The organism is Pseudomonas sp. PDM04 (assembly GCF_014851765.1).
Classification (GTDB): domain Bacteria; phylum Pseudomonadota; class Gammaproteobacteria; order Pseudomonadales; family Pseudomonadaceae; genus Aquipseudomonas.
This window is the reverse complement of the sequence record NZ_JACVAI010000005.1, coordinates 309,297-324,693: the sequence shown is the minus strand read 5'-3', so window position 1 is coordinate 324,693 and position 15,397 is coordinate 309,297. Positions and strand designations below refer to the sequence as shown.

The 15,397-nt window shown below is 62.1% G+C and carries 9 protein-coding genes and 1 pseudogene; 5 read left to right on the top strand and 5 right to left on the bottom strand.

Going from position 1 to position 15,397, the window contains the following annotated elements; translation table 11 throughout:
• Nucleotides 1-93: 93 nt before the first annotated feature.
• The 3 genes from IB249_RS21095 to putP all read right to left on the bottom strand — a co-directional run bounded on the left by IB249_RS21095 (nt 94) and on the right by putP (nt 4,466).
• Nucleotides 94-831, bottom strand: a complete 738-nt coding sequence (locus IB249_RS21095; protein ID WP_192307644.1) for a DUF4123 domain-containing protein — start codon at nt 829-831, stop codon at nt 94-96.
• Nucleotides 821-2,737, bottom strand: coding sequence for a type VI secretion system tip protein VgrG (locus IB249_RS21090; protein ID WP_192307643.1), 1,917 nt, complete (start codon nt 2,735-2,737; stop codon nt 821-823). Before IB249_RS21090 ends, IB249_RS21095 begins: the two co-directional genes overlap by 11 nt.
• Before the next feature lie 250 nt (nt 2,738-2,987).
• On the bottom strand, nt 2,988-4,466 hold the full coding sequence (gene putP, locus IB249_RS21085) for a sodium/proline symporter PutP (RefSeq protein WP_192307642.1): 1,479 nt from the start codon (nt 4,464-4,466) through the stop codon (nt 2,988-2,990).
• 460 nt (nt 4,467-4,926) lie between these two features.
• Between putP and putA the strand changes: the two genes are divergently transcribed.
• On the top strand, nt 4,927-8,880 hold the full coding sequence (gene putA, locus IB249_RS21080; protein ID WP_192307641.1) for a trifunctional transcriptional regulator/proline dehydrogenase/L-glutamate gamma-semialdehyde dehydrogenase: 3,954 nt from the start codon (nt 4,927-4,929) through the stop codon (nt 8,878-8,880).
• Between the two features lie 243 nt (nt 8,881-9,123).
• Nucleotides 9,124-10,926 (top strand): acyl-CoA dehydrogenase, encoded by a 1,803-nt coding sequence (locus IB249_RS21075; protein ID WP_192307640.1) that lies wholly within the window; start codon nt 9,124-9,126, stop codon nt 10,924-10,926.
• Nucleotides 10,927-11,055: 129 nt separating this feature from the next.
• Here the strand turns inward: IB249_RS21075 and IB249_RS21070 are convergent, their stop codons facing one another.
• On the bottom strand, nt 11,056-11,358 hold the full coding sequence (locus IB249_RS21070) for a cell division protein ZapA (protein WP_192307639.1): 303 nt from the start codon (nt 11,356-11,358) through the stop codon (nt 11,056-11,058).
• Nucleotides 11,355-11,585, bottom strand: a complete 231-nt coding sequence (locus IB249_RS21065) for a hypothetical protein (protein WP_192307638.1) — start codon at nt 11,583-11,585, stop codon at nt 11,355-11,357. The genes IB249_RS21070 and IB249_RS21065 overlap by 4 nt, the downstream gene beginning before the upstream one ends.
• A gap of 271 nt (nt 11,586-11,856) precedes the next feature.
• Between IB249_RS21065 and IB249_RS30255 the strand changes: the two are divergent.
• From IB249_RS30255 to IB249_RS21055, 3 genes and pseudogenes are all read left to right on the top strand, one after another.
• Nucleotides 11,857-12,579 (top strand): annotated as a pseudogene (locus IB249_RS30255) (MCP four helix bundle domain-containing protein); the annotation flags it as partial.
• Nucleotides 12,565-13,482, top strand: coding sequence for a methyl-accepting chemotaxis protein (locus IB249_RS30250; RefSeq protein ID WP_412548020.1), 918 nt, complete (start codon nt 12,565-12,567; stop codon nt 13,480-13,482). The pseudogene IB249_RS30255 and the gene IB249_RS30250, both read left to right, overlap by 15 nt.
• Nucleotides 13,483-13,637: 155 nt before the next feature.
• On the top strand, nt 13,638-15,380 hold the full coding sequence (locus IB249_RS21055; protein WP_192307636.1) for a potassium/proton antiporter: 1,743 nt from the start codon (nt 13,638-13,640) through the stop codon (nt 15,378-15,380).
• Nucleotides 15,381-15,397: the final 17 nt, after the last annotated feature.

Sequence of the window (15,397 nt, the reverse complement as noted above, 5' to 3'; positions counted from 1 at the left end):
ACAGCGGCGAACGTCAGGGCTTCGCAGCCGAGCGGGCAGTCGCACAGCGGTCATGCCCACTGGAAACGGCCGCCCGGGCCCCACCGCTGCTGATCAGGCCAGCTCCGCTGCGAGAAACGCCACCAATGCCGATTCAGGCGCGGGCGGCAGGCCGGGCTGCGCCAGGAAGTTCGCAACCTTGCGCCGTAAAACACTCTCGGAAAACCCTTCGAACACATCGGGACGCTCCTCGCTCAACCAATGCAGCAAGTTGTTCAGCAACGTCATATTGGAATGTTCGCCGAGTTGTTCCAGCAGCGTTTCGGGAACCTGCCACCACGGAAAATCCCGCGGGGTTTTCTGCACGCCTGCACCGATCTCGAACGCCTGGCCATTGATCAGGCAACGCGTCACCGCCGGCAGCAAATCAGGCGCATCAACCTCGGCGCATTGAATGATCGAGCGCAGGTAGCGCCCGTCCCAGAAGCGAAAAAAGACAGCCCTCCCGTCAGGTAACAGCACCTGAGTCAGGCTTCGCAGATGCTCGACCAATTGCTCTTGAGGCACCGATGAAACCAGCAGCCAACCCCAATCGGTTGCCGTGGTCGTGGCGACCCACTGCAGAAAATCACCGTCGACATCAACAAGGGCGACATAGGGCATCACCGCGCGCCACTCGGCATAAGCCGTGCCCGCCCAGATAGCGGTGGGCGCGTGCACCGGGCTGGACCGGCACCAGGCGTTGAACGGCCCGGCGGAACTGGCCTCGCCGAAAACCGCGAACACCTGCTCGCCTGGCGCAAGCGGCTGACGCAGCAGCCAATCGTAGGGCGACAGGCGTTCAGGCTGCACAGACACCCTCCTTGCAGCGCTCACACTCTTCGCAGAAGGGCGCATCGCTTTTCAGGCTCAGGATCTGAGCCGCGCTGAGCGGCACCAACGCTCGTTGAGCGGTCGAGGCGCCCAATGCCGGCATCGGCGCTCCACCGAGCTGGATCGGTACGCTGCTGAAGATGCCTGCCGGGCCAATATTGATCCAGTGCCCGCCGGCCTGAATCGTAGCGTTGGCGCCGCCGTCGATGACCACTTGCTGACCGGCACCGACATGCCATTGCCCGCGCGCCTTGACCGTCTGGTTGTCGATACGAATGTGCCGGTCGCCACGAACTTGCAGGGTATCGTTCGCACCGATCACCGCACTGCGCTGGCTGTCGACCTGCAGATTCAGATCGCTCAGCACATGCTGGGTCCAGTTTCGCTGGGCCCGCACATAGACCTCCTCGGCACCGGCGCGATCTTCAATGCGGATTTCGTTGCTGCCCCGGCCACCCGGACTGCTCCGGCTGCGGAAAATGCTCCGGGTGCTGTCCGCTGGCAGGTTCAGGGGTGCCGGGTTGGCGCCATTGGCCAGGCACCCCATGACGATCGGCTTGTCGACGTCGCCATCGACGAACCCCACCAGCACCTCCATGCCCACCCGGGGCGTCAGTACGAGACCGTAATCGTCATGGGCCCAGCCCGTGGCGACGCGCAGCCAGCAACTGGAATGCTCATCGCGCCCACCCTCACGGTCCCAGGCCAGTTGAACCTTGACCCGCCCGAACTCGTCGCAGTGGATCTCCCTGTCCGCAGGGCCGGTCACGACCGCCGATTGATAACCCGCCACCAGGGGTTTTCCGATCGCCGGCGGACGAAAGAACACCTCCCAGGGTGTGGCCAGAAACGTGTTGCGATAGCCCTGAAAATCATCCACCCCTTCACTGCCAGCCAACTCTTCCAGCACCTGCGGCTGTCGACCGCGGTGCTCGATGGCCGTGATCAGCCACAAGTCATTCCACGCCTGGCGCGGGTGTTCGCTCAGGCGCAGGAAATGCCCAGTGACCAGGGCGGGCTCATCACTGCGACCTTCAGCCTGGCGGTAGTCCGCGTTATGCCGCTCCAGCCTTCGTCGCGCCAGATCCTTGCCCTGCTCCCGGTCAGTGAACCGGCCGGGAAAGTGGTAGTGCTCCAGGGTCGGCAGTTGTTGGTTGTCGCTGCGGCTTTCCAGTTGCAAACGAGGCTTGTGGAAGTCGTAATCACGCAGGGTGACCTCCGTCGCGCGGGTCTCCAGGCGCACGCTGAAGCGCTGGATCGCGGGGCTATCGGCGGCCATCGCACTGCCGGGCACATAGGGCGTGGATGCCGGCAAACGGGGGAAAAACGTCTGGTCATCACCAAACACCAGCAGGTGTCCGTCGGGGCTGTGCTGGAAGTGGTAGTGAATGCCAGCCTCGGCACAGAGCCGCTGGATGAACGCGAGGTCGCTTTCAGCGTATTGCACGCAATACTCGCGGGCGGCGTATTCACTGCCAAGCCGGAACTCGAACGCGTCGCGCAGAATGCCATGTTCCTCGAGGATCTGCGTCACGATCGCCGGCACGCTTTTGTGCTGGAAGATCCGCTGATTGATGCGTTGATCGAGGTAGGCCAGACGCGGAACCAGGCTGACCTGATAGCGCGTCAGACGCCCTCCGGAATCGCCCTGGCCTACGCGAAAGATCTGACCGTGAACGCCGGCGCCTCGCACATCGAATCGTAGAAACGCCTGACGGTGCAGCACCGTTTCAAGCTCGATATCCGGCCGGGTACTGACCAGCTCCAGGTCAAAACGGAAAGGCTGGCTGATGGCTTCCTTGCCAGTGAACTCAAGCACCTTGAATTCATGCGAGTGGCCCTCCACGGTCAGTGTGAAGCGCGGTTGATTAGCAAGAGCGAACATCCGATGTGTCTCTGCAAAATGAAAGCGAGGGATTCTGCATGAGTGCAAACGGCTGTGATTGCCGGGACAGGAAAAACAGATGGGTCCGGTTGTAATAGAGATTTTTCGTTCGAAACCCGAAAGGACGAACTACAGACAGGCCTCGAAAAACTTCAACCGCCACTCCCGCACACAAAAAAACGGCCCGCTTCCAAAAGGAAGCGGGCCGTTTTCCTGCTCGGCAAACGCTCGGGGCTTGAGCTCGTGCCTGTTACTTGTTCAGGCGGTAATCCGCCTCGGCAGCCGCGAAGCGCTGCAGCATGCCGTGAGTCGGCGTGCCCATCTTGCTGACGATGTAGATCGCCAGGCTGGCGAAGATGAAACCAGGGATGATTTCGTACAGGCCCAGCAGTTCGAAGTGTTTCCACACGATGACGGTGATCGCGCCGACCAGGATGCCGGCCAGTGCGCCGTTGCGGGTCATGCCTTTCCAGATCACGGAGATCAGAACCACCGGACCGAACGCGGCACCAAAACCAGCCCAGGCGTAGCTGACCAGGCCCAGCACACGGTTTTCCGGGTTGGCAGCCAGGGCGATGGCCACCAGCGCGACCAGCAGCACCATGGCGCGACCGACCCAGACCAACTCCAACTGGGAAGCCGATTTACGCAGGAAGGTTTTGTAGAAGTCCTCGGTGAGGGCGCTCGAGCACACCAGCAGCTGGCAGCTCAGGGTGCTCATCACGGCAGCCAGAATGGCCGACAGCAGCACACCGGCAATCCATGGGTTGAAGAGGATCTTTGCCAGCTCGATGAACACCCGCTCGTGGTTCTCGGTCACAGGACCGGCCATGTCAGGGTTCGCCGAGAAGTAGGCGATGCCGAAGAAACCGACCGCCACGGTGCCGCCCAGGCACAGGATCATCCAGGTCATGGAAATGCGGCGGGCATTGGCGATCGACTTGACCGAATCCGCCGCCATGAAACGCGCAAGGATGTGTGGCTGACCGAAGTAGCCCAGGCCCCAGCCCATCAGCGAAATGATGCCGATGAAGGTGGTGTTTCGCAGCATGTCGAAGTTGCCGGGGTTTTGCGCTTCGATCGCCAGGAAGGTGGTGTCGACGCCACCGGTGGCCAGCAGCACGATGATCGGCGTCAGCAACAGGGCGAAGATCATCAGCGTGGCCTGGACGGTATCCGTCCAGCTCACCGCCAGGAAACCGCCCACGAAGGTGTAGGCAATCGTCGCTGCAGCACCGGCCCACAGCGCAGTCTCGTAGGACATGCCGAAGGTGCTTTCGAACAGACGGGCACCGGCCACGATGCCGGAGGCGCAGTAGATGGTGAAGAACACCAGGATCACGATCGCAGAGATGATCCGCAGCAGGCCGCTCTTGTCTTCGAAACGGCTGGAGAAGTAGTCCGGCAGGGTCAGCGCATCGCCGTTGTGCTCGGTCTGCACACGCAGACGGCCGGCAACGAACAACCAGTTCAGGTAGGCACCGACGATCAGGCCGATGGCGATCCAGCTTTCGGACAGGCCGGACATGTAGATGGCACCCGGCAGGCCCATCAGCAACCAGCCACTCATGTCGGAGGCGCCGGCGGACAAGGCCGTGACAACGCTGCCCAGGCTGCGACCGCCCAGAATGTAGTCGGAAAGGTTGTTGGTGGAGCGATAGGCCATGAAGCCGATCAGTACCATTGCTGCGATGTAGATCACGAACGTGATCAGGGTTGGATTGCTCATTAAAGTGACGCCCTGGCTTTGTTTTTATGTAGCGGCGGCGTATGAACCGCTCGCAAACGTTGACGTTTGACAGACGATTCGGAGGTCCGCGCATTTATGACTGATGTTTCCCCAGGAAAGCCATCAGCCGGTACACCTTCCCGAGAAGGGTTGCACCTTGGGGCGCGAATGCTATGCAACAAAGCAAATAAGGTGCAACCCATTTCTTGCGAATTAGTTGCACCTACGCTGATTAGGCAGATGGATGGCGTTTTTTGCTCCCATTTAGCGCAGTGAATGCCATTCGCTAGAAGGAAAAGCACCAAGCAGGAGCGGGACGTTCGTACCGGATTTTATTTCCTGACGAGCTGCGCATTATTCCTGCAAAAAAAGGGTTGCACCCGGTTGCACCTCTTTCGGCGCGCGGCTAATCTTGCGCCAGCTGATGCCACGCGGTCGTGGCAAACATGAGGATAAAAACATGGCTACCACCACCCTTGGGGTCAAACTTGACGACCCGACCCGCGAACGCCTGAAGGCCGCCGCGACCTCGATTGATCGCACGCCGCACTGGCTGATCAAACAGGCAATTTTCAATTACCTGGAAAAACTCGAGGGTGGTGCAACCCTGAACGAGCTCAACGGCCTGGCGGCCAGGGAGTCGGACGACAGCGGTGAGGTCCATGTCGATCACACCCACCAGTGCTTCCTCGAATTCGCCGAAAGCATCCTCCCGCAATCGGTACTGCGCGCCTCGATCACCGCCGCCTACCGTCGCCCTGAGCCGGAAGTGGTGCCGATGCTGATCGAACAGGCTCGCCTGCCGGTCGCGATGGCCGACGCCACCAACAAGCTGGCGGCCTCGATTGCCGAGAAGCTGCGCAACCAGAAAAGTGCCGGTGGTCGTGCCGGGATCGTTCAGGGGTTGTTGCAGGAATTTTCCCTGTCGTCCCAGGAAGGCGTCGCCCTGATGTGCCTGGCCGAAGCGTTGCTGCGCATCCCGGACAAAGGTACCCGTGACGCCCTGATTCGCGACAAGATCAGCACCGGCAACTGGCAGCCGCACCTGGGCAACAGCCCGTCGCTGTTCGTCAACGCCGCCACCTGGGGCCTGTTGCTCACCGGCAAGCTGGTGTCGACCCATAACGAAGCCGGCCTGACTTCGTCCCTGAGCCGCATCATTGGCAAAAGTGGCGAGCCGATGATCCGCAAGGGCGTCGACATGGCCATGCGCCTGATGGGCGAGCAGTTCGTGACCGGCGAAACCATCGCCGAAGCCCTGGCCAACGCCAGCAAGTTCGAAGCCAAGGGCTTCCGCTACTCCTACGACATGCTGGGTGAAGCCGCACTCACCGAGCACGACGCGCAGAAATACCTGGCCTCGTACGAACAAGCCATTCACTCGATCGGCAAGGCGTCCCACGGTCGTGGGATTTACGAAGGTCCGGGCATCTCGATCAAGCTGTCCGCCCTGCATCCGCGTTATAGCCGCGCACAGTACGAGCGCGTCATGGACGAGCTGTACCCGCGCCTGCTGTCGCTGACCTTGCTGGCCAAGCAGTACGACATCGGCCTCAACATCGACGCCGAAGAAGCCGATCGCCTCGAGCTGTCGCTGGACCTGCTCGAGCGTCTGTGCTTCGAGCCGCAACTGACCGGCTGGAACGGCATCGGCTTCGTCATCCAGGCCTACCAGAAGCGTTGCCCGTACGTGATCGACTACGTGATCGACCTGGCTCGCCGCAGCCGTCATCGCCTGATGATCCGTCTGGTGAAAGGCGCCTACTGGGACAGCGAGATCAAGCGCGCCCAGGTCGAAGGCCTGGAAGGCTACCCGGTGTACACCCGCAAGGTGTACACCGACGTGTCCTACATCGCCTGCGCACGCAAACTGCTGTCGGTGCCGGAAGTCATCTACCCGCAGTTCGCCACGCACAACGCCCACACCCTGTCGGCCATTTATCACATCGCCGGCCAGAACTACTACCCGGGCCAGTACGAGTTCCAGTGCCTGCACGGCATGGGTGAACCCCTGTACGAACAGGTTGTAGGCAAGGTTTCCGAAGGCAAGTTGAACCGTCCGTGCCGCGTCTACGCGCCTGTTGGCACCCACGAAACCCTGCTCGCCTACCTGGTGCGTCGCCTGCTGGAAAACGGCGCGAACACGTCGTTCGTCAACCGCATCGCCGACCAGTCGATCTCGATCCAGGAACTGGTGGCCGATCCGGTTGCCAGCATCGAGAAAATGGCCACAGCCGAAGGCGGTTTCGGCCTGCCACACCCGCGCATTCCGCTGCCGCGCGACCTGTACGGCGCCGAACGCGCCAACTCCAGCGGCATCGACATGGCCAACGAGCATCGCCTGGCTTCGCTGTCCTGCGCGCTGCTGGCCACTGCACACAACCACTGGAAAGCCGCCCCGATGCTCGGCTGCGCTTCCAGTACGCAAACGCCGGTCCCGGTGCTCAACCCGTCCGACCTGCGTGACGTGGTCGGCCACGTGCAGGAAGCCACGGTCGACGACGTTGATAACGCCATTCAATGCGCCCTGAACGCGGCACCGATCTGGCAGGCCACTCCGCCCGCCGAGCGCGCCGCGATCCTGGAACGCGCCGCCGACCTGATGGAAGGTGAAATCCAGCCGCTGATGGGCCTGCTGGCTCGCGAAGCCGGCAAGACCTTCGCCAACGCCATCGCCGAAGTGCGCGAAGCCGTAGACTTCCTGCGCTACTACGCGGTGCAGGCACGCAACGACTTCAGCAACGACGCCCACCGCCCACTGGGTCCGGTGGTGTGCATCAGCCCGTGGAACTTCCCGCTGGCAATCTTCAGCGGCCAGGTCGCCGCAGCCCTCGCCGCCGGCAACCCGGTATTGGCCAAACCGGCGGAGCAAACCCCGCTGGTGGCCGCTCAGGCGGTACGCTTGCTGCTGGAAGCCGGCATTCCACAGGGCGTGCTGCAACTGCTGCCGGGCCGTGGCGAAACGGTCGGTGCCGGCCTGGTCGGTGACGATCGCGTCAAAGGCGTGATGTTCACCGGCTCGACCGAAGTCGCTCGCTTGCTGCAACGCAACATCGCCGGCCGCCTGGATGCCCAGGGCCGTCCGATCCCGCTGATCGCCGAAACCGGCGGCCAGAACGCGATGATCGTGGACTCCTCGGCATTGACCGAGCAGGTGGTGATCGACGTCGTTTCGTCGGCCTTCGACAGCGCCGGCCAGCGTTGCTCGGCGTTGCGCGTCCTGTGTTTGCAGGAAGATTCCGCCGACCGCGTGATCGAGATGCTCAAGGGCGCCATGGCCGAAAGCCGTCTCGGCAACCCTGAGCGCCTGTCCGTGGACATTGGCCCGGTAATCGACGCCGAAGCCAAGGCCGGCATCGAGAAGCACATCCAGGCCATGCGCGACAAAGGTCGCAGCGTGTACCAGGTGGCCATCGCCGATGCCGAGGAAGTCAAGCGCGGCACCTTCGTGATGCCAACCCTGATCGAACTGGAAAGCTTTGACGAACTGCAGCGGGAGATCTTCGGCCCGGTGCTGCACGTCGTACGCTACAAGCGCAAGGACATCGACCAGTTGATCGCCCAGATCAACGCTTCCGGCTATGGCCTGACACTCGGCGTGCACACCCGCATCGACGAAACCATCGCCAAGGTCATCGACAACGTCAACGCCGGTAACGTCTACGTCAACCGCAACATCGTCGGCGCCGTGGTGGGCGTACAGCCGTTCGGCGGCGAAGGCCTGTCGGGCACCGGTCCGAAAGCCGGTGGCCCGCTGTACCTGTACCGCCTGCTGTCGACCCGCCCTGCGGACGCCATCGAGCAGTCCTTCGCCCGCGGTGACGCCATCGCAGCGCCGGATGTCCGTCTGCGCGATGCCATGAGCAAACCCCTGACCGCCCTGAAAGCCTGGGCCGACAGTCACACGCTCGCCGACCTCAGTGCCCTGTGCGTACAGTTCGCCGCGCAATCGCAAAGCGGCATCACCCGCGTGCTGGCCGGCCCGACCGGCGAACGCAACAGCTATGCGATCCTGCCCCGCGAACACGTGTTGTGCCTGGCGGAAGTCGAAGGCGACCTGTTGACCCAACTGGCGGCGGTGCTGGCGGTAGGCGGCTCTGCCGTATGGCCGGAAGCTGACTTGACCAAGGCCTTGTTCGCACGCCTGCCGAAGGAGGTTCAGGTGCGGATCAAGCTGGTTCCCGACTGGAACAAGGACGAAGTGGTGTTCGACGCCGTTCTGCACCACGGCCACTCCGATCAACTGCGTGCGGTTTGCCAGCAAGTGGCCAAGCGTGCCGGAGCCATTGTCGGGGTTCATGGCCTGTCCCAGGGTGAAACCAACATTGCACTGGAGCGTCTGGTGATCGAGCGGGCGTTGAGCGTCAACACGGCTGCGGCGGGTGGTAATGCGAGCCTGATGACCATCGGTTAAACGCAAAAAACCAGGCACCCGCTATGGCTGCCTGGTGAGCAATACCCTTGTGGGAGCGAGCCTGCTCGCGAAGGCGGCGTGTCATCCAATACCTGGTCTGGATGTGCCGACGCCTTCGCGAGCAGGCTCGCTCCCACATTTGATCAGCAGTACCCCCAACGCACCATCACCCTCATCAATCATCCTGTTCAGCCTCTATTGCCACGCCTAGACTCGGTCCACTTCAATAAAAGGTAGGCCGCCATGTCCGAGACGTTGCTCAGTTCCCGCAATCTGGCTTTCGAGCTGTATGAAGTCCTCGATGCCGAAGGCCTGACCCAGCGCGAGCGGTTTGCCGACCACAACCGCGAAACCTTCGATGCCGCCCTCGGCACCGCCCGCAGCATTGCCGAGAAGTTCTTCGCCCCGCACAACCGCAAGGGTGACGAGAACGAACCGCGCTATGAGGACGGTCAGGCGATTCTGATTCCGGAGGTGAAACCGGCGGTGGATGCGTTCCTGGAGGCGGGCTTCCTCAATGCCGCGCGCAGTTTCGACGCAGGCGGCATGCAACTTCCCACGCTGTTGTCCCAGGCCTGCTTCGCGCACTTTCAATCGGCCAACGCGGCATCGACCTCCTACCCGTTCCTGACCATGGGCGCGGCGAACCTGATCGAGAGTTTCGGCACCGAGGAGCAGAAACAACGCTTCCTGCAACCGATGATCGACGGTCGCTTCTTCGGCACCATGGCGTTGACCGAACCGCACGCCGGCTCATCGCTGTCGGATATTCGTACACGCGCCGAACCGGCGTCTGACGGGACTTATCGACTCAAGGGCAACAAGATCTTCATCTCCGGCGGCGACCATCCGCTGTCGGAAAACATCGTGCACATGGTGCTGGCGAAACTGCCGGATGCACCGGCCGGGGTGAAGGGGATCTCGCTGTTCATCGTGCCCAAGTTCCTGGTCAACGACGACGGCAGCCTCGGCCAGCGCAACGACGTACTGCTGGCCGGGTTGTTTCACAAGATGGGCTGGCGCGGCACGACGTCCACGGCGCTGAACTTCGGCGATAACGGAGAGTGTGTCGGCTATCTGGTGGGCAAGCCACACCATGGCCTGAGCTATATGTTCCAGATGATGAACGAGGCGCGGATCGGCGTCGGCATGGGCGCGGTGATGCTCGGTTACGCCGGTTACCTGTACTCGCTGCAATACGCCCGCGAACGGCCACAGGGTCGCGTGCCCGACAGCAAGGATCCGAACACCGCACCGGTAGCGATCATCGAGCATGCCGACGTCAAGCGCATGCTGCTGACGCAAAAGGCCTACGTCGAAGGCTCGTTCGATCTCGGCCTGTATGCAGCACGGCTGTTCGATGACACCACGACGCTCGACACCGAAGCCGAGCGCAAACAGGCCCATGAGCTGCTGGATCTGCTGACGCCTATCGTCAAATCCTGGCCGTCGGAGTTTTGTCTGAAGGCCAACGAACTGGCGATCCAGATCCTCGGCGGCCACGGCTATACCCGCGAATACCCAGTGGAGCAGTACTACCGCGACAACCGCCTGAACCCGATCCACGAAGGCACTCACGGCATACAGTCACTGGATTTGCTGGGGCGTAAACTGGCGCAGAATGGCGGCGCGGGTCTCAAGCAGCTGATACGCCTGATTGCCGATACGACTGAACGTGCGCAGGCTTTTGAGTCGCTGTCGCCACTGCGCGAGCCCCTGCAAAAGCTGGTAGCCCGCTTGCAAAGCGTGACCCTGGGGCTTCTGACGGACCTGGCCCAGGGCAAGGTCAACAGCAGCCTGGCGAACTCGGCGCTGTACCTGAAGGTGTTCGGGCATACGGTGATCGGCTGGCGCTGGCTGGAACAGGCGATTCGCGCCGAGGAAGGGCTGGCCAGGGGAAATGCGGCGGATACGGCTTTCTATAAAGGCAAACTGCAGGCGGCACGGTATTTCCTGACATGGGAGGTGCCGGGCTGCCACCATGAACTGGCGATTCTCGAGGCGCGGGATGATGTGTGCCTTGGGATGCAGGATGAGTGGTTCTGATCGAACACCTGCTGTGCCTGTGATCGCCAATCGCGAGCGGGCTCGCTCCCACAATCGTTCATCTGATGCAGATTCCGGGTGGGAGCGAGTCCGGTTGGCCGGCGATGGCGTCAGCTCAGGCACATCCCGTCAAGCCTGACTGATCGTCTTGGAAATCACCTCGACCGTGGCGCTGACTTGCTCTTGATAACGGTCGAGTTCCAGCTTGTGCTGCTTCTGCATTTCAATCTGCCGGGAGCACAGATTCATTGCGGCGAGAACCAGGAGGCGGTCCCCGATCAACGTCGGATACTTTCTTTTGGTCTCGGCCAGGGCAGCCTTCAACATCATGGCGGCATCCAGCAGGGTCTGCTCTTCCCCGGCCGGCGCCTTGATCGAATAGTCTTCCCCGAGGATCGAAACGACTTTTACCCCTGCGGTGCCGACACTCATGCGCTGACCGGCCCGGCGCTGACGCGTTCGACCAGGGCCTGGATACGGGCGGCGGTGGCGCCGTGTTTCTCTTCCTGTTCCATCAGGCTCAGTTGCAGGCTTTCATTTTCATCCTTGGCCTGGGCCAGTTCTGCGCTCAAGGCCTGATTGCTGCCGAGCAGGCTCTGGTTCTGTTGCACAAGGTCGCTGACCAGTTGTTCCAATTGGCTGAGGGATGCTTCCAACATTTTGATTTTCCAGGCATTTTCAAAGGGCGCGTACGATAAAGAAAAGTCACCACGGACGCCAGGGTTCTGCGGGCGCAAAGCCTTGATTTTCCTGGCGAACGACCTTCCTCGGCGAACCTTAGAGACTGTGATTGGCGGATCTGGTTCCTGCACTTCGTCGCCGAATCCTGTTTTCAACGCGCACAGGTTCTCAAGACTTCGCCCGCCTGACCGATAAGTCACGCATACGTCAGTTCCAGCGCCGCACGGGCGCGATCATTCGGTACACGCCATGTCCCTTCGTAATATGAATATCGCCCCGCGGGCGTTTCTCGGCTTCTCTTTGATTGGTGCCTTGCTGCTGATTCTCGGGGCGTTTTCCCTCAGCCAGATGAGCAAGATTCGCGGTGCCGGTGAAAACATCGCCTCGATGAGCGTGCCCAGCATCAAGAGTCTCGACGAGTTCACCCAGCTGACACTGCGCTTGCGGGTGCTGTCTTACCGCCTGCTGATGAACCGCGAGCCCGACATTCAGCAGAAAACCATCGAGCTGTTCGAACAGCGCAACCGGCAGATCGGCGACGCGCAGAAAATCTATGAACCGCTGATCGACGGGCCACAAGAGCGCGCCGCTTATGACAAGTACCTGCAATTGCTCGGGCAGTATCGCCAGCTCGAAGAGCGGATGAAGACGCTGTCGCGCAACAATCAACTGGATGACCTGCGCACATTGCTCAACACCGAGTTGCTGGCCAACTCCGAAGAAGTCAACGCGGCCCTTGCGAAGCTGCTCGAGATCAACACCGCGCAAATCGAGAAAACCAACGGCACGGCGGCCGACCAGTATTCGACGTCCTTCAATCTGGTGGTGACCCTGCTGGTCATCGCCTCCGGACTGACACTGCTGTTCGCCTGGCTGCTGACCAACAGCATCACCCAACCGATCGCCAATGCCCTGAGCGCCGCCGAAGAGATCGCCGAGGGCAACCTGACTCGCCCGATGACCGTCGATGGCCGGGATGAAGCCGGCCGACTGCTGGCCGCCATGGCGAAGATGCAGGAAAAGCTGCGCGACACGTTGCAGCGCATTTCCGGCTCGGCCACGCAACTGGCGTCCGCCGCCGAAGAACTCAACAGCGTCACCGACGAAAGCGCCCGGGGCCTGACCCAACAGAACAACGAGATCGAACAGGCCGCCACTGCGGTCAACGAAATGACCAGCGCTGTGGAAGAAGTGGCGCGCAACGCGGTGAGCACCTCCGAAGCGTCGAAGAATGCCACCACCTCGGCGGGCGACGGTCGCGACCTGGTTCAGGAAACCGTCAGCGCCATCGAACGCATGAGCACCGATGTGCAGAGCACCGCGGCGCTGATCGGCGAGCTGGCCAATGAGTCCCGCGACATCGGCAAGGTTCTGGATGTGATTCGCGGCCTGGCCGATCAGACCAACTTGCTCGCCTTGAACGCCGCCATCGAAGCGGCTCGCGCCGGGGAAGCGGGTCGCGGCTTTGCCGTGGTGGCGGACGAGGTTCGCGCCCTGGCGCACCGTACCCAACAATCCACCAGCGAAATCGAACGCATGATCGGCAGCATTCAGTCCGGCACCGAACAGGCCGTGGACTCGATGCGCAACAGCACCGAACGCGCCGAGTCGACCCTGAACATTGCCCGCGGCGCCGGCCTGTCGCTGGACACCATCAACAGCGCCATCGTCGAAATCAACGAACGCAACCTGGTGATCGCCAGCGCCGCCGAAGAGCAGGCGCAGGTGGCCCGTGAGGTGGATCGCAACCTGGTGAACATTCGCGACCTGTCGGTGCAATCGGCCACCGGTGCCAACCAGACCAGCGCGGCCAGCAATGAGCTGTCGCGCCTGGCGGTGGACCTGAACACGATGGTCGGGCGCTTCCGCCTGTAACCGCACGGGCAGCGCTGGCGCCTTCGCGAGCCATTCGAAGGCGCCAGGGACCAAAAGCTTTTTGACAGCACTACATTTCAACAGGTTAGAATCGATGGCACGCAGACTGCATGGTCAGTTTGCGCCCGCCTTTTCAGCTTTCTGGAGTACTGCCTTTGAATGCGACAACCATCAACAGCCTGTTCTTGATCGGCGCGTTGCTGGTAGGTGCAAGCATTCTGGTGAGCTCACTCTCGTCCCGCCTCGGCATCCCGATTCTGGTGATCATCCTGGCCGTGGGCATGACCGCCGGCGTCGATGGCGGCGGCATCATTTTCGATAACTACCCAACGGCGTACCTGGTCGGCAACCTCGCACTGGCGGTCATCCTGCTCGATGGCGGCCTGCGCACCCGGGTATCGAGCTTTCGCGTGGCGTTATGGCCGGCGCTCTCGCTGGCCACGGTCGGGGTGCTGATCACCACAGGGCTGACCGGCATGGTCGCGGCGTGGCTGTTCGACCTGAACCTGATTCAGGGCCTGCTGATCGGCGCCATCGTCGGCTCCACCGACGCCGCAGCGGTGTTCTCGCTGCTCGGCGGCAAGGGACTCAACGAACGGGTGACCGCCAGCCTGGAGATCGAATCCGGCAGCAACGACCCGATGGCGGTGTTCCTCACCGTGACCCTGATCGACATGCTCGCCAGCGGCCAGACCGGCCTGCACTGGGACCTGCTGCTGCACCTGGTGCGCGAGTTCGGCATCGGCGGCGTAATCGGGCTGGGCGGCGGCTGGTTGATGTTGCAATTGGTCAACCGCATCAACCTGGCCACCGGCCTCTACCCGATCCTGGTGATCGCCGGCGGGCTGGTGGTGTTCGCCCTGACCAACGCCCTGCACGGCAGCGGCTTCCTCGCGGTTTACCTGTGCGGCCTGGTGATCGGCAACCGTCCGGTGCGCAGCCGTCACGGCATCCTGCACATGCTCGACGGCATGGCGTGGCTGGCGCAGATCGGCATGTTCCTGGTGTTGGGCCTGCTGGTGACCCCACACGACTTGCTGCCCATTGCCGTGCCCGCACTGGGCCTGGCGCTGTGGATGATTCTTGTGGCTCGCCCGTTGTCGGTGATCGTCGGCCTGCTGCCGTTCAAGGCGTTCCATGGCCGTGAAAAAGCCTTTATTTCCTGGGTTGGCCTGCGGGGTGCGGTGCCGATCATTCTCGCGGTGTTCCCGCTGATGGCGGGGCTGCCCAATGCCCAGCTCTATTTCAACCTTGCCTTCTTTATCGTGCTGGTCTCGCTGCTGGTCCAGGGCACCAGCCTGCCGTGGGTGGCCAAGCTGTTGAAGGTGACCGTTCCACCGGAGCCGGCGCCCATCTCCCGCGCCGCCCTGGAAGTCCACGTCACCAGCGAGTGGGAACTGTTCGTTTACCGCCTCGGCGCCGAGAAATGGTGCATCGGTTCGCCCCTTCGCGAGTTGAAAATGCCCGAAGGCACCCGGATCGCCGCCCTGTTTCGCGGTCAACAACTGCTCCATCCGTCGGGTAGTACGGTGCTGGAAGTCGATGATTTGCTCTGCGTAATCGGCCATGAACACAACCTGCCGGCCCTCGGAAAACTGTTCAGCCAGGCGCCGCAACGGGGCCTGGATCTACGCTTCTTCGGCGACTTCGTACTCGAAGGAGATGCCCAGCTGGCCGCGGTTGCTGCCCTGTACGGGTTGAAGGTCGAAGGCATCGACCCCGACATGTCCCTGGGTCGGTTCATTGCGCAGAAAGTCGGCGGTGCACCCGTGGTCGGCGACCAGGTGGAGTGGAACAACACCCTGTGGACGGTTGCGGTCATGGACGGGAACAAGATCGGCAAAGTGGGCGTCAGATTCCCCGAAGGAAGTCGCCCGGGTCCCGGACTCTTCCTCTAAACTCCACACTTCGCCTT

Bases quoted from the DNA above. Each gene is read 5' to 3' on its own strand.
- IB249_RS21090 (WP_192307643.1), bottom strand. From the start codon at position 2,737: ATGTTCGCTCTTGCTAATCAACCGCGCTTCACACTGACCGTGGAGGGC.
- putP (WP_192307642.1), bottom strand. From the start codon at position 4,466: ATGAGCAATCCAACCCTGATCACGTTCGTGATCTACATCGCAGCAATG.
- putA (WP_192307641.1), top strand. From the start codon at position 4,927: ATGGCTACCACCACCCTTGGGGTCAAACTTGACGACCCGACCCGCGAA.
- IB249_RS21075 (WP_192307640.1), top strand. From the start codon at position 9,124: ATGTCCGAGACGTTGCTCAGTTCCCGCAATCTGGCTTTCGAGCTGTAT.
- IB249_RS21070 (WP_192307639.1), bottom strand. From the start codon at position 11,358: ATGAGTGTCGGCACCGCAGGGGTAAAAGTCGTTTCGATCCTCGGGGAA.
- IB249_RS21065 (WP_192307638.1), bottom strand. From the start codon at position 11,585: ATGTTGGAAGCATCCCTCAGCCAATTGGAACAACTGGTCAGCGACCTT.
- IB249_RS30250 (WP_412548020.1), top strand. From the start codon at position 12,565: ATGACCGTCGATGGCCGGGATGAAGCCGGCCGACTGCTGGCCGCCATG.